Annotated in this window: 19 protein-coding genes, 1 tRNA gene and 1 pseudogene; 11 read left to right on the top strand and 10 right to left on the bottom strand. The window is 61.1% G+C overall.

Annotated features, from left to right (window positions below; translation table 11 throughout):
* The first annotated feature begins 8 nt into the window (after window positions 1–8).
* The 6 genes from glyS to glmM all read left to right on the top strand — a co-directional run bounded on the left by glyS (window position 9) and on the right by glmM (window position 9825).
* Entirely contained in the window at window positions 9–2240 is a 2232-nt protein-coding gene (gene glyS / locus ACTIE1_RS11225) for a glycine--tRNA ligase subunit beta (protein ID WP_439563378.1), read from the top strand.
* A gap of 349 nt (window positions 2241–2589) precedes the next feature.
* The gene (locus ACTIE1_RS11220) at window positions 2590–5133 is read left to right on the top strand and encodes a putative PEP-binding protein (protein ID WP_439560927.1); all 2544 of its coding nucleotides are present in this window, start codon (window positions 2590–2592) and stop codon (window positions 5131–5133) included.
* Between the two features lie 169 nt (window positions 5134–5302).
* The gene (locus ACTIE1_RS11215; protein WP_439560926.1) at window positions 5303–6367 is read left to right on the top strand and encodes a cell wall hydrolase; all 1065 of its coding nucleotides are present in this window, start codon (window positions 5303–5305) and stop codon (window positions 6365–6367) included.
* Window positions 6368–6489: 122 nt separating this feature from the next.
* The gene (locus ACTIE1_RS11210; RefSeq protein WP_439560925.1) at window positions 6490–7410 is read left to right on the top strand and encodes a dihydroneopterin aldolase; all 921 of its coding nucleotides are present in this window, start codon (window positions 6490–6492) and stop codon (window positions 7408–7410) included.
* A 52-nt stretch (window positions 7411–7462) separates the two neighbouring features.
* Complete coding sequence (gene folP, locus ACTIE1_RS11205; protein WP_439560924.1) at window positions 7463–8485, top strand: dihydropteroate synthase; 1023 nt, start codon at window positions 7463–7465, stop codon at window positions 8483–8485.
* Window positions 8482–9825, top strand: coding sequence for a phosphoglucosamine mutase (gene glmM, locus ACTIE1_RS11200; RefSeq protein ID WP_439560923.1), 1344 nt, complete (start codon window positions 8482–8484; stop codon window positions 9823–9825). Before folP ends, glmM begins: the two co-directional genes overlap by 4 nt.
* 123 nt (window positions 9826–9948) lie before the next feature.
* On the opposite strand, the gene polA is transcribed toward glmM, so the two are convergent.
* The 3 genes from polA to ACTIE1_RS11185 form a co-directional block, all read right to left on the bottom strand.
* Window positions 9949–12765 carry a DNA polymerase I gene (gene polA / locus ACTIE1_RS11195; RefSeq protein WP_439560922.1) on the bottom strand — a complete coding sequence of 939 codons (2817 nt, stop codon included), beginning with the start codon at window positions 12763–12765 and terminating at the stop codon, window positions 9949–9951.
* Between the two features lie 34 nt (window positions 12766–12799).
* Window positions 12800–12985 carry a zinc-finger domain-containing protein gene (locus ACTIE1_RS11190; protein WP_439561184.1) on the bottom strand — a complete coding sequence of 62 codons (186 nt, stop codon included), beginning with the start codon at window positions 12983–12985 and terminating at the stop codon, window positions 12800–12802.
* An 81-nt stretch (window positions 12986–13066) separates the two neighbouring features.
* Window positions 13067–13534, bottom strand: coding sequence for a DUF805 domain-containing protein (locus ACTIE1_RS11185; RefSeq protein ID WP_439560921.1), 468 nt, complete (start codon window positions 13532–13534; stop codon window positions 13067–13069).
* Window positions 13535–13670: 136 nt separating this feature from the next.
* Between ACTIE1_RS11185 and ACTIE1_RS11180 the strand changes: the two genes are divergently transcribed.
* The gene (locus ACTIE1_RS11180; protein WP_439560920.1) at window positions 13671–14591 is read left to right on the top strand and encodes an ABC transporter ATP-binding protein; all 921 of its coding nucleotides are present in this window, start codon (window positions 13671–13673) and stop codon (window positions 14589–14591) included.
* Window positions 14592–14594: 3 nt separating this feature from the next.
* Here the strand turns inward: ACTIE1_RS11180 and ACTIE1_RS11175 are convergent, their stop codons facing one another.
* Complete coding sequence (locus ACTIE1_RS11175) at window positions 14595–15359, bottom strand: hypothetical protein (protein WP_439560919.1); 765 nt, start codon at window positions 15357–15359, stop codon at window positions 14595–14597.
* 1 nt (window position 15360) lies between these two features.
* Window positions 15361–16689, bottom strand: a complete 1329-nt coding sequence (locus ACTIE1_RS11170) for an HlyC/CorC family transporter (protein ID WP_439560918.1) — start codon at window positions 16687–16689, stop codon at window positions 15361–15363.
* 114 nt (window positions 16690–16803) lie between these two features.
* Between ACTIE1_RS11170 and prfA the strand changes: the two genes are divergently transcribed.
* From prfA to ACTIE1_RS11150, 4 genes and pseudogenes are all read left to right on the top strand, one after another.
* Window positions 16804–17859, top strand: coding sequence for a peptide chain release factor 1 (prfA, locus tag ACTIE1_RS11165; RefSeq protein WP_439560917.1), 1056 nt, complete (start codon window positions 16804–16806; stop codon window positions 17857–17859).
* Window positions 17856–18704: a peptide chain release factor N(5)-glutamine methyltransferase gene (gene prmC, locus ACTIE1_RS11160; protein WP_439560916.1), complete on the top strand. Its 849-nt coding sequence runs from the start codon at window positions 17856–17858 to the stop codon at window positions 18702–18704. The genes prfA and prmC overlap by 4 nt, the downstream gene beginning before the upstream one ends.
* Before the next feature lie 233 nt (window positions 18705–18937).
* Window positions 18938–19120, top strand: a pseudogene (locus ACTIE1_RS11155) (DUF4167 domain-containing protein); the annotation flags it as partial.
* Window positions 19121–19396: 276 nt separating this feature from the next.
* Complete coding sequence (locus tag ACTIE1_RS11150) at window positions 19397–19756, top strand: hypothetical protein (protein WP_439561195.1); 360 nt, start codon at window positions 19397–19399, stop codon at window positions 19754–19756.
* Between the two features lie 204 nt (window positions 19757–19960).
* On the opposite strand, the gene ACTIE1_RS11145 is transcribed toward ACTIE1_RS11150, so the two are convergent.
* The 5 genes from ACTIE1_RS11145 to ihfA form a co-directional block, all read right to left on the bottom strand.
* Window positions 19961–20611, bottom strand: coding sequence for a MarC family protein (locus ACTIE1_RS11145; RefSeq protein WP_439560915.1), 651 nt, complete (start codon window positions 20609–20611; stop codon window positions 19961–19963).
* Complete coding sequence (locus ACTIE1_RS11140; protein ID WP_439560914.1) at window positions 20611–21696, bottom strand: 2'-deoxycytidine 5'-triphosphate deaminase; 1086 nt, start codon at window positions 21694–21696, stop codon at window positions 20611–20613. The genes ACTIE1_RS11145 and ACTIE1_RS11140 overlap by 1 nt, the downstream gene beginning before the upstream one ends.
* A gap of 121 nt (window positions 21697–21817) precedes the next feature.
* Window positions 21818–21894, bottom strand: a tRNA-Pro gene (locus tag ACTIE1_RS11135).
* Window positions 21895–21976: 82 nt separating this feature from the next.
* Window positions 21977–22777 carry a MerR family transcriptional regulator gene (locus tag ACTIE1_RS11130; protein WP_439560913.1) on the bottom strand — a complete coding sequence of 267 codons (801 nt, stop codon included), beginning with the start codon at window positions 22775–22777 and terminating at the stop codon, window positions 21977–21979.
* A 10-nt stretch (window positions 22778–22787) separates the two neighbouring features.
* Window positions 22788–23090, bottom strand: a complete 303-nt coding sequence (gene ihfA / locus ACTIE1_RS11125; protein WP_439560912.1) for an integration host factor subunit alpha — start codon at window positions 23088–23090, stop codon at window positions 22788–22790.
* Window positions 23091–23185 lie beyond the last annotated feature (95 nt).

Here is a 23185-nt window from a genome sequence, read left to right as displayed (position 1 = left end):
GACATATCATGGCTGACCTTCTGATCGAGCTGTTCTCCGAGGAAATTCCGGCGCGCATGCAGGCGGGTGCCTGTGACGCGCTGAAACGGATGGTCACGGACGGGCTGGTGGAACGCGGCCTGACCTATGCGGATGCACAGGCCTTTGCCACCCCGCGCCGTCTGGCGCTGGCGGTGCACGGCCTGACCGAGCACAGCCCCACAACCCGCGAAGAACGCCGCGGGCCGAAAGTTGGCGCGCCCGAGAAGGCAATCGAGGGATTCTTGCGGTCAACCGGCTTGCGGATGGAAGACCTTGAAACCCGCGATGACAAGAAGGGGCAGGTCTATATTGCCCATGTCGTCACCGAAGGGCGCGCGGCGGCTGCCATCGTGGCCGAGGTGCTGGAGCATGCGATCCGCAATTTCCCATGGCCCAAATCCATGCGTTGGGGCGCGGGCGGCTTGCGTTGGGTGCGGCCCTTGCATTCGATCCTGTGTATCCTGAGCAAGGATGCGGGCGCGGAAGTGGTGCCGTTGGATGTGGACGGGATTGTGTCGGGCGACAGCACGCGCGGGCATCGCTTCATGGCGCCGGATGAATTTTCTGTTGTAAGTTTCGAGGATTACGCCGCAAAGTTGAAGCGCGCCAAGGTCATTCTGGACCCTGTGGAACGTGCCGACCATATCTGGAATGACGCCAGCCAGATGGCCTTTGCGGCGGGGTTGGAACTGGTCGAGGATCGCGGCTTGCTGGCCGAGGTGGCGGGGCTGGTCGAATGGCCGGTGGTGTTGATGGGGCGCATTGATGCGCAATTTCTGGGCCTGCCGCCGGAAGTGCTGCAAACATCGATGAAGGAACACCAGAAGTTCTTTTCGCTGCGCGACCCGAAAACAGGGCAGATCACCGGTTTTGTGACGGTGGCCAACCGTGAAACGCTGGATGATGGCGCGACGATCCTTGCGGGCAACCAGAAGGTGTTGGCGGCGCGGTTGTCGGATGCAAAATTCTTTTGGGACAATGACTTGCGCGCCGTTTCTGATGCAGGGCTTGAAGGGATGGGGGCAGGGCTGTCGGCTGTGACCTTCCACAACAAGCTGGGATCGCAGGCCGACCGTGTGGCCCGTATTGAAGCGCTGGCGCGCGAGATTGCGCCGCTGGTGGGGGCCGATGCGGAACTGGCGGCACAGGCGGCACGCGTGGCCAAGGCCGATCTGCGGTCTGAAATGGTGGGGGAATTCCCCGAACTTCAGGGGCTTATGGGCAGCTATTACGCCCGCGCGGCAGGTCTGCCCGACGATGTGGACCGCGCTTGTCTGGAACATTACCAACCGCTTGGCCCGTCTGATTCCGTGCCCTCGTCACCCGTTTCCGTGGCCGTGGCGTTGGCGGATAAGCTGGACACGCTGACAGGGTTCTGGGCGATTGGCGAAAAGCCAACGGGATCGAAAGACCCCTATGCGCTGCGCAGGGCGGCGCTGGGGGTTATTCGGTTGGTGTTGGGGAATAGGGTTCAGGTTAACCTTATGTTAACCTGTGTCATTCGAATTATGAACCATCTCATTGATCTAAGAACTAAGGGCGAAGGTGTAGCACGCGCACAGCTCATCGATGAGATTAAGGGGAGTGGATTTGATGCTATTGCGGAGCAACTCCGGCTTTCGATGATAGCTAGTGCCACAAAACAATCTCGCCCGATCGTTGATAAAGCGATTTCAGATGCAATGTTAATAGCTTCCGACCTCCTCGCCTTCTTCCACGACCGCCTCAAGGTCCATCTGCGTGACCAAGGCATCCGCCATGACGTGATCGACGCCTGCCTTGCCATGCCCAATAATGACGACCTGACGTTGCTGGTCAAACGGGCCGAGGCGCTGGCGGCGTTCCTGAAAACCAGTGACGGGGAAAACCTGCTGCAAGGGTTCAAGCGCGCCAATAACATTCTGACGCAGGCTGAAGCCAAGGACGGGGTGGAATACAGCTTCGGGCCGGACCCCAAACTGGCCGAAGATGGCGCGGAAGCGGCGCTGTTTGCAGCGCTGGACCGCGCGGAAGCCGCCATCACCCCCGCCATGGGGGCCGAGGATTTCGCCACCGCCATGGCCGCGATGGCCGCGCTGCGCGCGCCGATTGATGCGTTTTTTGACGCGGTCCAGATCAATGCCGACAACCAGATCCTGCGCCGCAACCGCCTGAACCTGCTGCACCGCATCCGCGCGACCTGCCTGCAAGTGGCGGACCTGACGCGCGTGGAAGGGTAGCATACAGGCTGGTGGTTCTGGCCTGAATAGGGCGGGTCGTTTGAATACGCCAAAAGCGCGGAATCAAGGGCGCAGCCCGCCGCGCCATCGGTGGGCCGTCCCGCGGCCTGCCGATTTGGCCAGCGTGACGCCAAGCCTTGGCCGTCGGAGTATGCAGCCTGCATAAACTGCATTCAAATAATGCCGGATCGGCAGACCCCGGCCCACCGATGGCGCGGGCTTTATCCCATCCCGGATGCCCCTCGTTGTGTTTTGGCCTGACGCGCCTATGCTGCAGGCTGCTGGCAATAACAAAACCTTGAGTCTGCGTCGCATTGGCCTATGCTGCAGCGCAGCCAGAAGGTGGACTATGCCCAAATACCTGACCCTGACCGATTATGCGCAGATTACCGGATCAGCGCCCATCAAGCGCCAGTCGCATGGCTGGCGCGCAAAATGCCTGCAACGGCTGGTGCGGCTGGACATGCCCGTGCCGCAGACAGTGGCGCTGTCCTTTGCGGTGGTGCGCGAAATCGCGACCGGCGCGCAGATGAACCTGCGCCACCTGCTGGGGCATTTCCCCAAGGGGCAGCTTCTGTCCGTGCGCCCCTCCTCCGAGCACCCTGAATGGGGCGGGCCTGCGGCGATCCTGAATATTGGCATGAATGACGAAACCCATGCGCGGATCAGCGAAACCCATGGCGAGGGGGTGGCGACTGCGCTGTATCTGCGGTTCGTGCAATCCTATGCGGCGCATGTCGCCCATCTGGACCCCGATATGTTCGAGAGCGCGGAGCCGTCGCTGCCTGCGCTGCATGCGGCGCTGCGCGACTACGAATCCGAGATGGAGGAACCTTTTCCCCAGTCGCCCGCGCAGCAACTGGCCGATGTGCTTCGGTCCATGGCGCGGGCATGGGAAGGGACGTCGGCGCGGCTGCTGCGGCAGGCCAAGGGGGCGCCGGTGGATGCGGGCCTTGGGCTGGTGGTGCAGGCCATGGCCGGCGGGGTCGGTATCGGGTTAAGCGGGGCGGGGTTGATCCGGTTTATCGACACGGAAACCGGCGTGCCGCAAGTCATGGGGCGGTTCAAGTCGGACGGGCAGCACGGCGCGGACGCGCTGAAAAACGGGGCGAATGTGTTGTATATGACGCGCGATGCACGCGGCCCGTCACTGGAAGAATACTGCCCCGACGCCTTCGCGCAGTTGCTGGAACACGGGCGGAACGCCCGCAAACGCCTGCGCGAGGAAATGGAGATCGAATTCACGCTGGATGATGGCAAGCTGTGGGTGCTGGATGCGATCACGGTGCAGCGGTCGTCGCGTGCGGCAGTGCGGGTGGTCGTCGATCTGGCCAATGACGATATCATTCCGCGCGATGAGGCATTGATGCGCATCCCGCCCAAGGCGCTAAGCGAATTGCTGCACCGGCAGGTTGACCCGCGCAGCCGCCCCGAAGTGTTCGCGCGTGGCATTGCCGCCAGCCCCGGCGCGGCCATCGGGCGTGTGGTGTTCAGTTCGGGCGCGGCACAGGCCAGTGCGGCCCGCGACGAGGCGTGTATTCTGGTGCGGCGCGAAACCACGCCCGAGGATATTCGCGGCATGCATGCGGCCAGTGCCGTGCTGACCGAACGCGGCGGTATGACCAGCCATGCGGCCGTTATCGGGCGCGGGCTGGGCGTGCCCTGTGTGGTGGGGGTGTCGCGTATCCAGATCGACGCGCGGCGCAAGACCCTGACAGCAGGGGGGCGCACCCTGTCCGAAGGCGATGTTTTGACGGTGGACGGAACCAGTGGCCAGATTTTTCTGGGCGAGGTGCCGCTTCTGGAACCGGCGCTGGATGACAGGTTCCAGACCCTGTTGTCATGGGCGGATGCGCGGCGCGATATCGGTATTCGCGCCAATGCCGACACGCCTGCCGATGCACGGATTGCCCGCGATTTCATGGCGCAGGGAATCGGGTTGTGCCGCACCGAACACATGTTTTTTGAAGATGACCGCCTGACCTTGATGCGCGAGATGATCTTTGCCGACACGCCCGAGGACCGGTCGGATGCGCTGGAACGCTTGTTGCCCATGCAGCGCGCGGATTTCATTGATCTGTTCGAGATCATGCAGGGCCAGCCAGTGTGTATCCGGCTGTTTGACCCGCCCTTGCATGAATTCCTGCCGCATTCCAAGGAAGGGTTGCGCACGCTTGCGGATGCGCTTGGCAAGCCGCTGTCGGAAATTACCCGCCGCGCCGAGGCGCTGTCGGAATTCAACCCGATGTTGGGCATGCGCGGCGTGCGGCTGGGGGTGACGATACCAGAGATTTATGAAATGCAGGTCCGCGCCATATTCGAGGCCACGATCGAGATCAGCCGCCGCAACGCGCATATCGTGCCCGAAATCATGATCCCGCTGGTGTCGGCCATGCGCGAGGTTGAATTGGTGAAAACCCGTATCGATGCCGCCGCCGCCGCTGTGCGGTCCCGTTCGGGTGGCATGTTCGACTATAAGCTGGGCGTCATGGTGGAAACGCCGCGCGCGGCTTTGCGTGCGGGTGACATTGCCCTGCATGCCAGTTTTCTGTCCTTTGGCACCAATGACCTGACGCAGATGACCTATGGCCTGTCGCGTGACGATGCGGGACGCTTCATGTCGGATTATGTGCACCAAGGTGTGTTTCCGGAAGATCCGTTTCATACGCTGGATCTGGATGGCGTGGGCGAGTTGCTGCGCCTTGGGGCCGAGCGGGGACGCGCGGCGCGCGATGATCTGACACTTTCGATTTGCGGCGAACATGGCGGCAACCCCGAATCGATTCGGTATTGTCGGGATCTGGGGTTCGATTATGTGTCCTGCTCGCCGTTCAGGGTGCCTGTTGCGCGTCTTGCAGCAGCCCAGCTGGTGATCGAGGAAGACCTGCGCTGAGCTGATAAATAAGGGAACTTCGCTGTCCACTTGGCAGATATATGCCAAGTGATGAATGCATTTTGACGCTGTGGGTGGATTTTTAAGCATTTTTGGAATATGGCCATCACGGAAATGTAAGATTGTGTCAGTCAGGTGTGATGCATCGATAGCTCGGTGCGATGTGGATATGAAAAGACTTGTTCAAAATTCGGCGGGGGGGCAAGCGTGCCATCCTGCCCCGCAGGCGGCGCGCGCAACAGATGGCGCGTCGCGCCGTGCGGGTGCGCCATGGCGCTTGCTTCAAGGGCGTGCGCGGCGTGCATTTGCGGTTTCTGCAATCTGGGGCCTGTCGCTGCTGGTTGCGTTGCCCAGTATGGGGTCGCGTGTGGAAAACGCCACGCTGAATGCGGATATGCGTGCGAAACTGGTCATGGCCGCGTTGCAAGGCAGCAATCCGGCGGTTCGGAACAACATCTCGTTGAATATCGACCGGCCGCAAATGGACACTGCGTTCCGCGATGCGTTGACCAGCGCGAATTACGGGTTGGACCCGCATTTCGCGCACAAGCGCAATGTGGACCTTGCCGCGCTTTCGGCGCTGTTTCAGCAGTCGCTTGATACACCGTCGCATGACGTGGACGCGCAGGGCCAGACGGCGGCAACCGGCCTGCGCGCTGCTGATGACCCTGCGATGGACGTGCGGGTGTCCACAAGCGGCGCAGTGGCGGCCCCCGTGGCGCTTGGGTCAAGTTTCGCCCCCGAGGCGTCCCTGCGTCCGGTGGCACGGCCTGCCGCATTGGAACGGCGCGTGGTGCAATATTCCGTGTCATGGCTGCGCAGGATCCCGATCGGCGATCTGGACGAGCAGGCGCAATGTCTGGCGACCGCGATTTACCATGAAGCGCGCGGCGAGACTCTGAAAGGCCAGTTCGCCGTTGCCGAAGTGATCCTGAACCGTGCCCAGTCGCGCGATTTCCCCAACAGTATTTGCGGGGTGGTCTATCAGGGGGTTGTCGCAGGGCGAATTGGCGGGTGCCAGTTCAGTTTTGCCTGTGACGGGCGGTCCGAAGGTATGCCCAACCGGCGCGCTGCGGATCTGGCAAACCGGATTGCCTATGTCATGGCGCGCGGTGCACATCGCGGGCTGACAGGGGGCGCGCAATATTTCCACACCACAGCGGTAAATCCGGCCTGGTCCAACCGCTTTACCCAAACGACACAGATCGGCGCGCATCTTTTCTATCGTGGTTAGGGTTGTGCGCAGCCGGTGGCCGCACAGGCAAGATGTCGCATCTGCGTGCCTTGGTGGCGTGAATCTGCGTTGAACCCAGCCTTATTGTCGGTATGACAGGCGCAGGTGAAGAAGGATGCCACATGAGTTCTGACATACGACTGGCGTTTGCCCATCCCGAAGCGCGCGCAGAAGCGTCTGCGCCTGCGGACCCGCGCGACCGCATCAGCCTGCGCGATCATATCGTCGAGGTAGAGATCGGCGCCTTTCAGGCCGAGCGCGGCCAGCGCCAGCGTGTGCGCTTCAATATCGTGGTCGAAGTGCGCCCCAACCCTGAACCGCTGGATGATGATGTGGACCGCATCCTGTCCTATGACCGGATTACCGAGGCGATTGCGGCGGAACTTGCGGCAGAACGTCTGAACCTGCTGGAAACCTTGTCCGAACGTATCGCGGAACGTATCCTGCTTGAACCGCAAGCCATGCGCGCCTTTGTGCGTGTCGAAAAACTGGATCGCGGGTCGGGGGCGTTGGGGGTGGAAATCGTGCGCAACCGCGCGTCCCAGCCGCTGCGTGCGCTGGATGCCTCGGGTCAGGAAGAAGCGGTGCATCCGGTGGTGGTGTATCTGGACAATGACATGATCGCGGCACCCGATCTTGCGGCGCGGCTGGACGCGTTGCAGGCCGGTGGTGTGCCGGTCATTTTATGTGTTGGCATGCCGCCTGAAACCCCGCCCGACGTCGCCCCGAAGGCCGTGCAGCGCCGCATTGACCTGCTGGCGCTGGAACAGAATGCATGGCGTCTGGCGGCGCTGGACCGCCGCTGCGTTGTCGTGGCCAGCCGCACGGAAATTGACTGGGCCATGAAGCAGGGCCAAATGATTGTCTGGGCCCCGTCCAAGCTGATTCTGGATTCGACAGACAGCCCTGATTGCAGCCCGCGCGATGGCGTGGCGCTGGCGCTGTGGCTGGCGGAACATGTGGCTGCCGAACGCTTTCTGGCGCCCGAAGGGCTGACCATCCCCCCCGGCAGCCATGTGCCGCAGGGGCGTTTGCCGTCCTGAAGGGCGTTTGCGTCGTCTTGTGTCGGACCCGTGAAACGGGCAAAGAGGCAGGATGACATATTACACCATTCCGGTTCTGCGTCCGGCCAGTCAGGCGCCCGACACCATGCCAGCATTGCGCGGCCAGCATGCGCTGCGTATCGGGGCTGTCGATATACTTGCGCGTGATACGGGCTTGCGCGCCAGCCGCAGCTTTGATGCGGTGGGCGATGCGGTTCTGATACAAGCGCCGGAACCGCTGTGCGGTTTGTCGCTGGACCGCCCAAGGATCATGGGTATCGTCAATGTGACGCCGGACAGTTTTTCCGATGGCGGGCGGTTCAACAGCACCGCTGCGGCGCTGGAACAGGCGCGCAGACTGGTGGCGGACGGGGCCGATATTCTGGACATAGGCGGCGAATCGACCCGCCCCGGTTCGCAGGAAGTCCCCGTTGACGAAGAAATTGCCCGCACCGTGCCATTGATCCGCGCGCTGCGCGCAGAAGGCATCACGCAGCCCATCTCGATTGACACGCGCAAGGCCGCTGTCGCGGCTGCGGCACTAGAGGCGGGCGCCGATATTGTGAATGATGTGTCAGCCCTGACATGGGACCGTGATCTGGCGCATGTGGTCGCGCAGGCGCAGGTTCCGGTGTGCCTGATGCACGCACAGGGCACGCCGCAGACCATGCAAAACAACCCGGAATATGATGATGTGCGGCTGGATGTGTATGACTGGCTGATGCGGGCAATTGACCGCGCAGGTGACGCTGGCATCGCAATGTCACAGCTAATCGTGGACCCCGGCATCGGTTTTGGCAAGACGACTGGGCATAATCTTGCCTTGTTGCGCGATCTTGCCCTGCTGCACATGACAGGGTGTGCTATTCTTCTGGGGGCATCGCGCAAGCGCTTCATCGGCCAGATCAGCGGGGTTCAGGATGCAGCAGAACGTGTTTCAGGATCACTTGCCGTGGCATTGTCCGCAGCAGGCAGTGGTGCGCAGATATTGCGCGTGCATGACGTGGCGCAGACACGACAGGCGCTGTCTATCTGGGAAGCATTGAACACAGTAGATTACAGGGAACAGGAATGAGTGCGAAGCTATTTGGAACAGATGGTGTGCGCGGGACCGCAAACAGCTATCCCATGACCGCCGACATGGCGCTGAAACTGGGTGCTGCGGCGGGCAGGCATTTCCGGCGTGATGGGTCCAATGGGCACCGCGTGGTCATTGGCAAGGACACGCGCCTGTCGGGCTACATGATCGAAACCGCGCTGACAGCGGGGCTGACCTCGACGGGAATGAATGTGCTTTTGCTGGGACCGGTGCCGACACCGGCGGTCGGGTTTCTGACGCGGTCCATGCGTGCCGATCTGGGGATCATGATTTCGGCAAGCCATAATGCCCATCAGGACAATGGTATCAAGTTTTTCGGGCCGGACGGGTTCAAGCTGTCCGATGACGATGAAGCCGAGATCGAGCGCATTGTCGGCGGGCCGATCACGCCCGCGCAACCGGCCAATATCGGGCGGGCCAAACGCATTGAGGATGCGGGCGGGCGCTATGTCGAATATGCCAAGACCACCTTGCCGCGCGGCACGCTGCTTTCGGGAATGAAAGTGGTGCTGGATTGCGCCAATGGCGCGGCCTATAAGGTGGCCCCGCAGGTGCTGTGGGAATTGGGCGCCGAGGTGATACCCGTCGGTGTGGCCCCGAATGGCACCAATATCAACCTTGATTGCGGGTCCACCTATCCGCGCCATTGCGCGGCCAAGGTGCTGGAAACAGGCGCTGATCTGGGCATCACACTGGATGGTGATGCAGACCGCGTGATCATTATTGATGAACGCGGGCAGATTGCCGATGGGGACCAGATCATGGCGTTGTTTGCCCAACGCTGGGCACAGGCGGACCGGCTGCAAGGCGGGGTTCTGGTGGCAACGGTCATGTCCAATCTGGGGCTGGAGCGGTTCTTGCAGGGCCATGGGCTGCGGCTGGAACGCACAGCCGTGGGCGACCGGCATGTCGTGGAGCGCATGCGTCAGGGCGGCTGGAATCTGGGCGGCGAGCAGTCGGGTCACATTGTGATGACGGATTTCGCCACCACAGGTGACGGGCTGATTGCCGCGCTGCATTTTCTGGCAATGATGATGGAAACGCAAAAACCTGCATCCCTGCTGGCGCGCAGTTTCGAGCCGGTGCCGCAAATGCTGCGCAATCTGCGCACGGCGCCGGGTGTGGATATCCTGTCATCCGATCATGTAAAAGCCGCGATTGACGCAGCCAAAGCGCGCCTGGACGGGTGCGGGCGCCTGCTGATCCGCAAATCCGGCACCGAGCCGCTGGTGCGCGTTATGGCGGAATGCGAGGATGAGGGCCTGCTGGCGGAGGTCGTGAACGGGATCATTGCGGAAATGGAAAACGTGGCGTGATCTGTTCCCAAGGGGGCGCTTGGAGGGCTGCCGCCCCCCAAACCCCCTGCCTTAAGGGGTGGCACGCCCCCCCTTAAGAAACCCCTGTGGATATTTGCACCAGAATGAAAGCAGGGGCGCGTGTCAATGTGCCTGAGCCCAGTTGTCGCCCACACCGGCATCCACGACCAGCGGCACGTCGAGTTTGACCACGGGGTCTGCGGCCGCTTCCATGACTGTGCGGACACGGGCGATGGTGTCATCAACCGCGCTTTCGGGCACTTCGAAGACCAGTTCGTCATGCACTTGCAGCAGCATGCGGGCAGGCAGCCCGTCAAGGGCGGCGGGCAGGCGCACCATGGCACGGCGGATGATATCGGCGGCAGTGCCCTGAATGGGGGCATTGATGGCGGCACGTTTGGCAAAGCCCGCGCCGGGGCCTTTGGTGTTGATTTCGGGGGTGTGGATCCGCCGCCCGAACAGGGTTTCCACGCGCCCGTGTTTTTTGGCGAATTCCACAGTGTCATCCATATAGGCGCGGATGCCCGGGAAGCGTTCGAAATAGGTGTCGATGAACGCCTGCGCCTGCGCGCGGGGAATGCGCAGATTGCGGGCCAGCCCGAAGCCGGAAATGCCATAGATCACGCCGAAATTGATGGCCTTGGCCTGACGGCGCACATCAGGGGTCATCTGGTCCAGTGGCACGCCGAACATTTCTGATGCGGTCATGGCGTGGATGTCATGACCATCGCGGAAGGCAGCTTTCAGGCTGTCGATTCCGGCGATATGGGCAAGGATGCGCAGTTCGATCTGGCTGTAATCCAGTGCGACCAGCTTATTGCCCTGATCGGCCACGAAGGCCGTGCGGATACGCCGCCCGTCTTCCGAGCGGATGGGGATGTTTTGCAGGTTCGGGTCGGTTGATGACAGCCGCCCCGTCACCGCGCCCGTGATGACATAGGAGGTGTGCACGCGGCCGGTATCGGGGTGGATATGGTCCTGAAGCGCGTCCGTGTAGGTGGATTTCAATTTCGCCAGTTGACGCCAGTCCAGCACGCGGGCGGGCAGGTCATGCCCTTCAGCGGCCAGATCTTCGAGCACATCCGCGCCGGTGGCATAGGCGCCGGTTTTTCCCTTTTTGCCGCCTTGCAGCGACATTTTGTCAAACAGGATTTCGCCCAGTTGTTTGGGCGAGCCGACATTGAAGCTCTCGCCCGCCAGTTCATGGATTTCCGATTCCAGCGCCGCCATTTTCTGGGCGAATGCGTTGGACATGCGCGAGAGCACATCGCGGTCCACCTTGATGCCGTGGCGTTCCATCTGTGCCAGAACCGGCACCAGCGGGCGGTCCAGCGTTTCATAGACGCGCGTGACCTGTGCGGCATGCAGGCGGGGTTTGAAGATTTGCCACAGGCGCAGGGTTATGTCCGCATCCTCGGCGGCGTAGCGGGTGGCGTCGTCAATACCGACCTTGTCGAAGGTGATGGCCGATTTGCCCGCGCCCAGAAGGGACTTGATGGGTATGGGCTGGTGGTTCAGGTGGCGGTCCGACAGCGTGTCCATGCCATGCCCGTGCAGCCCGCCATGCAATGCGTAGGACAGCAGCATCGTGTCATCAATGGGGGCCACATCTATGCCCAGATTTGCAAAAATCTTGGCGTCATATTTCATGTTTTGCCCGATTTTCAGGATGGCAGGATCTTCCAGCACAGGTTTGAGGGCGTTGAGCGCGTGTTCCAGCGGGATCTGGCCATCCAGCAATGCGCTGGCCCCGAACAGGTCATCCCCGCCTGCGCGATGTGCCAGCGGGATATAGGCGGCATGGCCTGCCTCCACACAAAGCGAGATGCCCACGAGTTCCGCGCGCATTTCGTCAAGTGATGTCGTTTCGGTGTCAACCGCCACATAGCCGCGTTCGCGGATACGCGCGATCCATGTGTCCAGTGTGTCCAGATCGCGGATGCAGTCATATTGCGCGGCGCTGAATTCCGGCATGTCGGGCGCGTCGGTCTGCGGGGCCGTTTCGGGGGTGGGGTCCGGCAGGGCAGGCGGTTCGGTCCCGAACTTGTCGGCGACGCGGCGTGTCAGGGTGCGAAATTCCATCTGGTTGAGGAAGTCCACAAGCGCTGTGGGGTCCGGATCACGCACTTCCAGATCGGAGAGAGAGAAATCAAGTGGGGTGTTGTCGTCCAGAAGGACCAGTTTGCGCGACATGCGGATCTGGTCGGCATGCTCGATCAGGGTCTGGCGGCGTTTGGGTTGCTTTATTTCGCCTGCGCGTTCCAGCAAACTGTCCAGATCGCCATATTCATTGATCAGCAGGGCCGCAGTCTTGACCCCGATACCGGGCGCACCGGGAATATTGTCCACCGAATCCCCGGCCAGCGCCTGCACGTCGACCACGCGGTCGGGGGCCACGCCGAATTTCTCGATCACGCCGTCGACGTCGATGCGCTTGTTCTTCATCGCATCCAGCATTTCGACGCCATTGCCCACGAGTTGCATCAGGTCCTTGTCGGATGAGATGATGGTCACGCGCCCGCCCGCCTCTCGGGCCTGACGCGCCAGTGTGGCGATAATGTCATCGGCCTCATAATCCTGCACTTCGATGCAGGACAGGTTGAAGGCGCGGGTGGCATCGCGCGTCAGCGGGAATTGCGGGCGCAGATCCTCGGGCGGTTCGGGGCGGTTGGCCTTGTAGAGGTCATAGATGTCATTGCGGAACGTCTTGGAAGAATAATCAAAGATCACTGCCGCATGGGTGGGTGCGTCCGGACTGTCGCCATTCTCGCCCAGATAGCGCCACAGCATGTTGCAAAACCCCGCCACGGCCCCCACGGGCAAGCCGTCGGATTTGCGTGTCAGCGGTGGCAGCGCGTGATAGGCGCGGAAAATATAGGCCGATCCGTCGATCAGATGCAGATGGCAGCCCTTGCCAAAGCCCGTTTCGCAATCGCTCATGGCTGGCCCTCCGTTTCTGGTCGGTTCAAGATATTCAGGACGTCTGATTATCCGCAAAATCGCGGTGGATGAAACGCTTGTCGCAATAAGGGCATTCGACCAGTCCGGTGTCGAGTGACAGCGACAGCCACACGCGCGGGTGCCCCAGCGCACCTTCGCCGCCATCGCAGCATACGCGCATGGCGTTTACGATTTCGGTTTCGAGGGCATCATGGGACAGGGTGGACTTCATCTTGGTGACCTTCTTGCTACCTGTGCGGGAACATACTTGATCTTGCCGCACAGGCAAGGGGCCTTCGCGTCACGCGGGCGGCGGGCCGAAGCGGTTTTCACCGGAATCGCCCTTCAGGATGCCCAGTTCAACCAGTGCCCAGATACTGACGATAAGCGAGACAAACCCCAGCGTCATGCCAAATGTGCCCGGCATCATGGCCCCGTTTGTTTCCAGTCCGCCCATTTCCGGCAAGGGACGATAGCCGATGCGGAATGTGTCGATAATGCTGAACAGAAGGCTGGGGCCGAAGAAGATGACCAGCCGTGGCATGGCCGGTTTGCCGCGATCCGCCAGCCGTTTGGTGGCCAGCGCCGCAGCGGGATAGAGCAGGGCAAAGGACAGCAGCAATGTCAGAATGCCCGTAATCATGGTGTCGCCGAACAGAATTCCCACAATGATCGCATAGACAATGGCGAGCACAATCAGCACCAACGCCCCCAGCCACCATTTTCCGCGTCCGATCCGTCCTTCAAATGATGTAAGCAGGTCTTGCATGGTTTTTCCTTCTGTGATGTGGGCCTGCGGGCAGCCTATGGGCGGGGGGCGCAGGCGTCAAGAAAACGCACCCGCTTTCAATTCCTGCCGATGTGCTTATGTTCCGTGCAAAGATGATTTCCGGACAGGAAGACCGATGACCAAGAATGCGATAGAAATCTCGAACCTGCGCAAGACCTATGCGGATGGAAAGACTGCCCTGAACGGGGTGGACCTGACGATTCCGGCAGGCAGTATTTTCGGACTGCTTGGCCCGAATGGCGCGGGTAAATCCACGCTTATCAATATTCTGGCGGGGCTGGTGAACAAGACGGCGGGGCAGGTGCGGATATGGGGCTTTGATCAAGATGTGAACCCGCGCCAGTCGCGTGCCTCTATCGGGGTTATGCCACAGGAACTGAATGTTGACCCGTTTTTCACCCCGCGCGGCGCGCTGGAGGTGCAGGCGGGCCTGTATGGCGTGCCCAAATCCGCCCGCCGCACAGATGAAATACTGGACCTTATCGGCCTGACAGACAAGGCCGAAGCCTATGCGCGCACATTGTCAGGCGGCATGCGCAGGCGGTTGTTGCTGGGCAAGGCACTGGTGCATCATCCGCAGGTTTTGGTGCTGGATGAACCGACAGCGGGCGTGGATATCGAACTGCGCCAGATGTTGTGGAATAATGTGCGCAAGCTGAACGAGCTGGGCATGACCATCATTCTGACCACCCATTATCTGGAAGAAGCCGAATCCATGTGTGACGAGATTGCGATCATCAATCACGGCGCGGTTGTGGTGCGTGACCACACATCGGCATTGCTGGGGCGGCTGGATGCCAAGACGCTGGTGCTGCGGCTTGAAAACCCGCAGGTGGCGCTGGGTTTGCCCGCCAATGTCACGCAAGAGATGCGCAGCGACGGGCAGATCGCGCTGACCTATCGCCGGTCGCAGGTCAGTGCAGGGCAGTTGCTGGCAGCCGTTGCACAATCAGGGGGCGTGGTCACGGATGTCACCAGCGAAGAACCCGATCTGGAGGATGTGTTCCTGTCGCTGACCTCGGGGCAGGCGGCGTAGTGTTCAGGGCGCGATGCTGGCCCAGCCGCAGGCCGCGGCAAGGGCCACCGGATCAAGCCCTGTATCCACTGTTATCGCCTGCCGCACCTTCTGTGTGCGCCAGTTATGCAGCCGCGCGCGCCAAAGCTGGTGGCCCATACGCGAAATCTTGATGATCGGGCTGCGCAGCGGCAGGCGGGTGGCCCATTTCTTTTGCAGATAGTGATAGGCGTCGCCAAACCCCTGATCGAGATTGTCCTTGTAGCCGTCATTATGAATGGCAGGCAACGCGCAGGCATAGGCCCCCAGCCCCCTGGCGCGGGCTTCGGTCGCGATATCGGTGCCGTAGAGATGCCAGCCCGGCAGGCCAGTGTCCCATGTCACGCCAGCGCTGCGGCGCAGGATGATCAGCAATTCATCGAAGCTTTGCACCGGCTGCGGGTCAAGGGCCACATGCCCCACGATCTGCCCCAGTGATGATGACCAGACCGGTCCCCAGCCGCGCGCATGATCATCAACGCCATACGCGCCGATCAGCGCCCAATCCGGATCGCGCGCAGCCACGTCTGCGATGCGCGCGCGCAGCAGCGTGTCCCAGCCGGGGGGCAGATAGACGTCGTGATGCACGAAAATCAGGATGTCTTCCGTGCTTTCGGCCATGCCTTGCGCATAGGCCAGCGCTGCGGACGGGGCTTCGATCACGCTGAGCGGCAGCGTCGCCAGCAAAGGCGAGCGCGCCAGATTCGCGGCCAGAATCGCCGGATTGTTGCTGGCGCAGATCAGTCGCATGTCATGCATCCGCCCGCGCACTTTCCATATTGCGAATGCTCAGCCGCACGATCCGGTTGCCTTCGCGTTCAAGCACCTTGAAGCGGCAGCCGTGAAAGAAAAAGGTCTGGCCGGCTTCGGGAATTGTCTGTGCTTCATGGATGACAAGGCCCGCAATGGTGACGGCTTCTTCATCCGGCAGTGTCCAGTCCGTCGCGCGGTTCAGGTCACGAATGGTCATCGCGCCATCGACCAGCACCTCGCCCCCCGGACCATGCTCGATTTCGGGGGCGTGCGTGGTGTCGTATTCATCCTCGATCTCGCCCACGATTTCTTCCAGGATGTCTTCCAGCGTGATCAGGCCGCGCAGCGCGCCATATTCATCGACAACCAGCGCGAAATGTCTGCGCAGTCGCAGGAATTCCTGCATCTGTTCATCCAGCGGTGTTGTTTCCGGCACGAAATAGGGCGGGCGGATCAGGCCGGAAATATCCAGCCGCGCAATCGCGCCGTAATCGCCGCCAGCTTCCGTGACTTGCCGGTGCATATCGCGCACCAGATCGCGTGCATACAGAATGCCCACGATATTTTCGGGATCATCGCGGTACATCGGCAAACGCGAATGCGCGGAGTTGATGGATGTCGCGATCAACTCTGCGATGGGGTCGTCGGCATTCACGGTTTCAATCTGGCTGCGGTGGCGCATGATTTCCTCGACCGTGCGTTCGGACAGATCCAGCGCGCCCAGCAGCCTGTCGCGGTGTTCCTTCTCGACGGAACCGCTGGAATGCCCCAGCGCGAGCGTGCCCGCGATTTCCTCGTGCACCGACAGGATATTGCTGTCAGGGTCGATGGCGACACCAAACAGGCCCAGAATGCGCCGCACAACGAAACGCACGACCGCAACGACAGGCGAAAATACCGCCACCACCCACGTCAATGCAGGCGCGACACGCGTTGCCGCTGTTTCAGGGCTGGAAATCGCATAGGTCTTGGGCAACACTTCGGCAAATACCAGCACAAGCAGCGTCATGACCAACGTGGCAAGTGCGACGCCGCTATCGCCAAACAGGCGCGTGAACAGCGCCGTGGCCAGTGATGCGGCCAGAATGTTGACCAGATTGTTGCCCAGCAGAACAGCGCCGATCAGTCGCTCGCTATCCTCGGTCAGTTCCAGCGCGCGCTTCGCCCCGCTGGACCCTTTGTCGGCCTGCGCCTTCAGTTTGCCACGGCTGGACGCGGTCAGTGCGGTCTCTGATCCGGAAAAAAGCCCGGAAATAACAAGAAGTAAAAGAACTGCGCCGACACTGATCCAGAATGCAGTGTCAAGCTGGCTGGCGAAATCGCCCATGTGGAAAAACCCTCGGTTTTGATGGCGATAGCTTATCGCCTTGGCCTTCGCAGGTCCAGTCCAAGCGCGGCTGGGGCTTGACCATTCTGCCGCATCGCGCCACATGCTTGATCCATGTTTCAGTCAGACACCCTTGATCAGATCACCCGCCGCTTCGGCTTTCTGGAAGCACGCCTTATGGAAGGTGTTGCGGCACAGGACATGGCGGCGCTGTCGCGGGAGTATGCGGACCTGAAACCCGTGGTTGACCAGATATCGGCCTATCAGCAGGCCCTTGCCGACCGCGCCGATGCGCTTTCCATGCAGGACGACCCTGAAATGCGTGCCCTTGCGCAGGAAGAACTGGAACGGCTGGATGCGGAACTGCCCGCGCTGGAACATGCCCTACGTATGGCGCTTTTGCCCAAGGATGCCGCCGATGCCCGCCCTGCATTGATTGAATTCCGCCCCGGAACAGGCGGCGAGGAAGCCAGCCTTTTCGCAGCCGACCTGTTGCGCATGTATCAACGCTATGCCGAAGGACGCGGCTGGCAGGTCCAGATGGTCAGCTACAGCGAAACCGAATTGGGCGGGTTGAAAGAAGCCGTGATGCGCATCAATGGCGAAGGCGTGTTTGCGCGGATGAAGTTCGAATCCGGCGTGCACCGCGTGCAACGCGTGCCCGTGACGGAATCGGGCGGGCGCATCCATACATCTGCGGCAACCGTTGCCGTCCTGCCCGAGGCCGAGGAGGTCGATATAGACATTCCCGCCCAGGATATCCGCATCGATACCATGCGCGCGTCAGGGGCAGGCGGGCAGCATGTGAACACCACCGATTCGGCAGTGCGTATCACGCATATTCCCACAGGTATCGTGGTTGTAAGTTCAGAAAAATCGCAGCATCAGAACCGTGCGATTGCCATGCAGGTTCTGCGCGCGAAGCTGTTTGACATGGAACGCCAGCGCGCGGCTGATGATCGTGCCAGCGCGCGCAAGGCGCAGGTCGGGTCCGGCGACCGCTCGGAACGCATCCGGACCTATAATTTCCCGCAAGGGCGCATGACCGACCACCGCATAAACCTGACCTTGTACAAGCTGGACCAGATCATGCAGGGCGATCTGGACGAGGTGATCGACGCATTGATCACCGCCGATCAGGCCGCCCGTCTGGCCAAGATGGAATCATGACCACCGCCGCACAGCTGCTGGCCGAAGGGGTGGAGCAGCTGCGCGCTGCGGGCGTAGACGGCGCCGCGCGCGATGCGCGCTGGTTGCTGGCGCATGCCTTGGGGGTTGATGCCACGCGCCTGACGCTGGTCTTGCCTGATCCTGCAACCGATGCACAGGCGAAGGTGTTCCGGAACCTGATTTCAGCGCGTGCCCGCCGCCAGCCTGTTGCGCAGATCATTGGCAAACGCATGTTTTGGGGGCGTTCCTTTCAGGTTACCCCTGACGTGCTTGACCCGCGCCCGGAAACCGAAACCCTGATTCAGGCCGCGTTGGAGCAGGACTTTTCGACAGTGCTGGATCTGGGCACCGGATCTGGCGCAATATTGTCAAGTTTGCTGGCCGAACGGGGTGGGGCGCAGGGGGTGGGCGTGGATATGTCGCCTGCTGCGTTGCGGGTGGCGGCGGAAAATGCGCGCTTGCTGGGCGTGCAGGCGCGCGCGCAGTTTCAGCAATCGGACTGGTTTGCCAATGTGACAGGCCGCTTTGACCTGATCGTGTCAAACCCGCCCTATATCGGGGCGCAGGAACTGGAAACGCTGTCACCGGAATTGCGGCATTGGGAACCGCGTATGGCCTTGGTGCCGGATGCGGATGATGGCACGGGACTTGCGGCCTACCGGATCATTTGCGCACAGGCCCGCGACTATTTGCAGCCCAATGGCTGGCTGATGGTTGAAATCGGTGCGGGGCAGGGGGCTGCCGTGCTGGCCCTGTTCCATGCTGCCGGATTCAGCGATGTTTCGGTCCTGTGCGATATGTCAGGGCATGACCGTGTCGTGCGTGGACGCGCAGCGCCTTCCTAGCAATATGGCGCGCAATTCTGTGTGTTTTCGGCAAGTTTGCGCAGATTCTGCGGATTTGACGTATAAAACCCTTGTCATGCAGGTTCAGCCATGGCACACAAACCCCACAGGACGTGGTGCAGCTTTACGCACCGTGCTTGTTTTCCCTTGCAGCCTACCGGAAAAACTCGCTCGCCGAATTCATCCGCTACCGGTTTGCACGCCATGCCACATAGGGCCGGAATTTTTACAGTATGAGATCAAGCAAACAACGCTCGCGTTCGAAGTCGAACCGCCCGAAATCCTTGGGCAATATTGTCAATCGTGTTTTTGACAGTTCTGGCCCGGAGGGTAAGGTTCGCGGAACACCGCAGCAGATAATCGAAAAGTATCAGGTTCTTGCGCGTGATGCGCAATTGTCCAATGACCGCGTTGCGGCAGAAAACTTTCAACAGCACGCCGAACATTACACCCGCATGCTGGCGCAGGCACAGCGCGAAATGCAGGCAGAAGCCGATGCGCGGCGCCAGCAACAGGAAGATCGCAACCGCCAGCAACAAGACGACCGCAACCGTCATCAACGCCGCAACGCCGATGACCGGCCAGAGCAGGGCGAGACTGCACAACCCCAGCACGCGCAGGCCCAGCACGCGCTGGCAAATACTGCGGATCATGGCGGAACCGTTTCCGCCCCCCGATCAGATGCGTTTTCTGTGCGCGATCAAGATGATGTTGACAACAGCACCCTGGTCGAAACCCCCGAGGCCAAGCATAGCGCGGCCCCCGCGCGGTCCGATACCCAAGGTGCGGCATATGCCGAAGGGGCAACAGCCGCGCCCGCTGATGCTGCTGCGCCAGTAACAGACAGCGATACCCCGAAAAAGCCGGCGCGTCGCAAACGCACGCCCAAACCCGCGGCACAAACCGACGAAGCTGCGGCAGATGCCAGCAGCGCTGAGGATGCGCCGAAACCGCGCCGCAACACACGCAAACCGCGCAAACCGGCGGCAAAGCAATCATCTGACACCGCGCAACCCGAATTGCCCGAGATGAAGCCCAACGCGGCCGAGTAAGGCCAGTTTCGCACCCCTAGAGCCTGTCGCGTTCATTCGTATTCACGCGACATGCTCTAACTTATTGGCTTTGCATGTTCGAGAAGCTCAAAACCGGTCCCCACTTTTGAGCAACATGCTATATGGGGCGGAGGGTCGCAAACCTTCCGCCCTTTTTCTATTTTCCGATAGCTGCCAGTGCGCCCCTGCAAGGGGTCTGTGCCGCTATAGCCCTGACTGGACAACCGGCAACAAGCCTATGGCGGCTGCCCCGTTCATCACAAACTGAACTGACAGCGCTGCCAGAAGCAGGCCAAAAAGCCGCGTCATGACCATGGTTCCCGTGCGGCGCAACAGCCGTTCAATCGGCCCCGCAGCCAGAAACGCCAGCAACACCAGCAAAATAACCACCAGCATGACGCCGGTGATTAGGGCAATGCCTTCGACGCCGCGGCCAGCGTCGTTTATCAGCAAGACCATGGTGGCCATGGCCCCTGGCCCTGCGATCAGCGGCATAGCCAATGGAAATACCGACGGGTCGTCCGCATGTTCCCCATCGCCTTCATCTGCATGGTCTGCGCGCCGGCGTGCACGGCGGTCAAACAGCATGTCCAGCGCGGTCAGGAACAACAGGATACCGCCTGCAATCTGGAAGGCAGGCATGGAAATGCCGATGGCGCGCAAGAAATCCTCGCCTGCCAAACCGAACAATGCCAGCAATATCAGCGCGATAAGGCATGCGCGCAAGGCGATTACCCGCCTGCGTGCCGCACTCATCCCTTGGGTCAGGGCCAAAAACAGCGGCGCGGTTCCGATCGGGTCGATGACCACAAACAGCGTGACAAAGGCCGTGATCAGAAAAGCAATATCAACCATCAGCTGGCCGTCTTGAAATGTTTGGCCAGCTTCAGCCCCTGACCCTGATAGTTTGACGCCATATCCGCCCCATACAGGCGCACGGGCCGCGTGCACATATGTTCATAGACCAGACGCCCCACGATCTGGCCGTGTTCCAGCACGAAAGGGGCTTCATGACAGCGCACTTCCAGCACCCCGCGCGATCCGGTGCCGCCTGCCGCATCATGGCCGAAACCGGGGTCGAAAAAGCCCGCATAATGCACGCGGAATTCGCCCACCATCGCCAGAAACGGGGCCATTTCCGCCGCATAATCGGGTGGAATATGCACGGCCTCGCGGCTGACCAGAATATAGAATGCGCCCGGGTCCAGAATGATGCGGCCCGTATCGGTGTGCAGTTCTTCCCAGAAATCACGCGCGTCATAGGCGCCGATCCGGTCCAGATCGATAACGCCGGTATGGGGTTTGGCGCGGTAGCCGACCAATGTGCCGCGCTGCGGGCGCAGATCCACTGAAAAACCCAGACCTTGTGAAATAACCGGCGTTCCGGGCACCAGTGTTTGCGTCTGGTGCAGGGCGGCCAACTCGACATCATCCAACACCGCATGCCCCGCCCGAAAACGGATCTGGTTCAGGCGCATTCCCGGGCGCACCAGCACGGAAAACGAACGCGGGCAAATCTCGGCATATAGCGGCCCGCTATACCCTTCGGCCACGCGGTCGAATTCTGTCCCGTCATCGGTGATGACACGCGTCAGCAAATCCAGCCTGCCGGTGGAACTTTTGGCATTCGCAACGGCCTGAATGCCGATGGGCAGTGCAAGCGCTTCCATCAAGGGCACGACATAGACGCAGCCTTTTTCAAGGACTGCGCCGTGCGTCAGGTCCATCTGGTGCATTTCAAACAGTTTCAGCCGGTCCGCGACGCGGTTTCCCTTGCCTGCCAGAAAGGATGCCCGCACCCGCCATGCCCGCACCCCCAACCGCAGGTCAAGGCTGGCGGGTTGGATCTGGGCATCCTCGATTGCAGTCCGGGCCGTGATTTCGCCGCGCGCGATCATGTCGCGCAAATCCTGCGATGGCAAAACGCCGCGTTTGGTCATGCCTGTCCCCCGAAAGTGTTTTATGCTTCTATTCTGGGACGTAATGCTTTGTCCACCCTAGCAGCCAGCGCGGTTTATCGTGCGAAGGCGAGGGCGAATGCCCGAAAATGTCGGTGGTAAATGGTCGGGCTAGCAGGACTTGAACCTGCGACCTTCCGTCCCCCAGACGGACGCGCTACCAGACTGCGCTATAGCCCGACATCAATGCGCGCTTTCTAACCGATTCACCGCCGAGGGCAAGCGCCAATTCGTGAAATCTGCGGCTTTCCTTTTGAAATGATCACGACGGGTGGTGCGGGTGATCACCCTGTTCTGCCTGTGCGGTCATGCGCGCCAGCAACTGTTCCAACCTTGCAACAAGCGGGGCAATGCGTGCAGGGTCCGGCGGTGTCGTATGCGGCGCATGGCGGCGCAGATCATGCGCCAGCCTGATTGATGTGCGGGGCACGGCGCGGGGAATGCCCTGCGCGGGACCGGTCGGCTGGGTCTGTGATGCGCGTGCGAAGTTTGGCACGGGGGCTGCGGCAACCGTGTTGACCGGCTCTGCCGCCTTGGCGGGCGGCGCGTCTGCCACTGGTGCCGGTTTTACCGCCTGTGGTGTGGCGGCATCGGGTTTGGCTGCGTCCGCCCTGCCGGCGGGTGTCGGTTCCTGCGGCTGTTTGACGGGCGATCCCGCGCGGGCGGGCATGTCCGTGCTGTCAGGGGCTGCGGTATCCTGCGTCTGCTGGGGCGTTACCACCTTAAGGTGCACAGGCGGGGTGGGGGCGGATCCCGCAGGGACGCCCGGGTCGTCGCCAAGTGTCATGTCCTTCACCGGGGCCAGCGCTGCGACATGGCGCACGCCTTTTTCCTGCAACAGCTTCTGCACACCGCGAATGGTCATGCCCTGTTCATGCAGCAATTCCTTGATTCCCGACAGAAGGTCGATATCCGCGCGCCGGTAGTACCGCCTGCCACCCGCCCGTTTGACAGGTTTGACCTGCGTGAATTTACTTTCCCAGAATCGCAGCACATGCGCCGGTGTATCCAGCGCCTCTGCTGTTTCGCTTATGGTGCGAAACGCTTCCGGGGCCTTGCGCATGGGGGACACCTTATCCGCGGTTGCCGTCGATGACTCGCTCTTTCATGATATGCGAAGGGCGGAATGTCAGCACCCGCCTTGGAGAGATTGGAACCTCCTCTCCGGTTTTGGGGTTGCGGCCCAGACGCGCATTCTTGTCGCGCAGCGAAAACGTTCCAAAGGACGAAATCTTGACCTGCTGCCCGTTCACCAACGCATCGGAAATATGTTGCAGAACCGAATCCACCAGCGCCGAGGATTCATTGCGTGACAGGCCAACTTCACGAAATACGGCCTCTGTCAGGTCCATTCGAGTAAGAGTTTTATGTGACATGCCATTTCCCCGCTATGAAGTCGCAAGATGCGGGAAAGAGTTTTCCGAGTCAATATCAGTGGGTTGCGCGCAGGCATTAATCCGCAGGCGATTCC

This window comes from Roseinatronobacter sp., from assembly GCF_051859525.1.
Taxonomy (GTDB): domain Bacteria; phylum Pseudomonadota; class Alphaproteobacteria; order Rhodobacterales; family Rhodobacteraceae; genus Roseinatronobacter.
This window is presented reverse-complemented; position numbering and strand designations above follow the sequence as displayed.

What these genes read in the sequence shown, in the direction of transcription:
- ACTIE1_RS11215 (WP_439560926.1), top strand. Translation starts at nt 5,303, where the DNA reads ATGAAAAGACTTGTTCAAAATTCGGCGGGGGGGCAAGCGTGCCATCCT.
- ACTIE1_RS11175 (WP_439560919.1), bottom strand. Translation starts at nt 15,359, where the DNA reads ATGCGACTGATCTGCGCCAGCAACAATCCGGCGATTCTGGCCGCGAAT.
- folP (WP_439560924.1), top strand. Translation starts at nt 7,463, where the DNA reads ATGACATATTACACCATTCCGGTTCTGCGTCCGGCCAGTCAGGCGCCC.
- prmC (WP_439560916.1), top strand. Translation starts at nt 17,856, where the DNA reads ATGACCACCGCCGCACAGCTGCTGGCCGAAGGGGTGGAGCAGCTGCGC.
- prfA (WP_439560917.1), top strand. Translation starts at nt 16,804, where the DNA reads ATGTTTCAGTCAGACACCCTTGATCAGATCACCCGCCGCTTCGGCTTT.
- ACTIE1_RS11130 (WP_439560913.1), bottom strand. Translation starts at nt 22,777, where the DNA reads ATGCGCAAGGCCCCGGAAGCGTTTCGCACCATAAGCGAAACAGCAGAG.
- ACTIE1_RS11185 (WP_439560921.1), bottom strand. Translation starts at nt 13,534, where the DNA reads ATGCAAGACCTGCTTACATCATTTGAAGGACGGATCGGACGCGGAAAA.
- ACTIE1_RS11210 (WP_439560925.1), top strand. Translation starts at nt 6,490, where the DNA reads ATGAGTTCTGACATACGACTGGCGTTTGCCCATCCCGAAGCGCGCGCA.
- ACTIE1_RS11145 (WP_439560915.1), bottom strand. Translation starts at nt 20,611, where the DNA reads ATGGTTGATATTGCTTTTCTGATCACGGCCTTTGTCACGCTGTTTGTG.
- glmM (WP_439560923.1), top strand. Translation starts at nt 8,482, where the DNA reads ATGAGTGCGAAGCTATTTGGAACAGATGGTGTGCGCGGGACCGCAAAC.
- ACTIE1_RS11220 (WP_439560927.1), top strand. Translation starts at nt 2,590, where the DNA reads ATGCCCAAATACCTGACCCTGACCGATTATGCGCAGATTACCGGATCA.
- glyS (WP_439563378.1), top strand. Translation starts at nt 9, where the DNA reads ATGGCTGACCTTCTGATCGAGCTGTTCTCCGAGGAAATTCCGGCGCGC.
- polA (WP_439560922.1), bottom strand. Translation starts at nt 12,765, where the DNA reads ATGAGCGATTGCGAAACGGGCTTTGGCAAGGGCTGCCATCTGCATCTG.
- ihfA (WP_439560912.1), bottom strand. Translation starts at nt 23,090, where the DNA reads ATGTCACATAAAACTCTTACTCGAATGGACCTGACAGAGGCCGTATTT.
- ACTIE1_RS11170 (WP_439560918.1), bottom strand. Translation starts at nt 16,689, where the DNA reads ATGGGCGATTTCGCCAGCCAGCTTGACACTGCATTCTGGATCAGTGTC.
- ACTIE1_RS11180 (WP_439560920.1), top strand. Translation starts at nt 13,671, where the DNA reads ATGACCAAGAATGCGATAGAAATCTCGAACCTGCGCAAGACCTATGCG.
- ACTIE1_RS11140 (WP_439560914.1), bottom strand. Translation starts at nt 21,696, where the DNA reads ATGACCAAACGCGGCGTTTTGCCATCGCAGGATTTGCGCGACATGATC.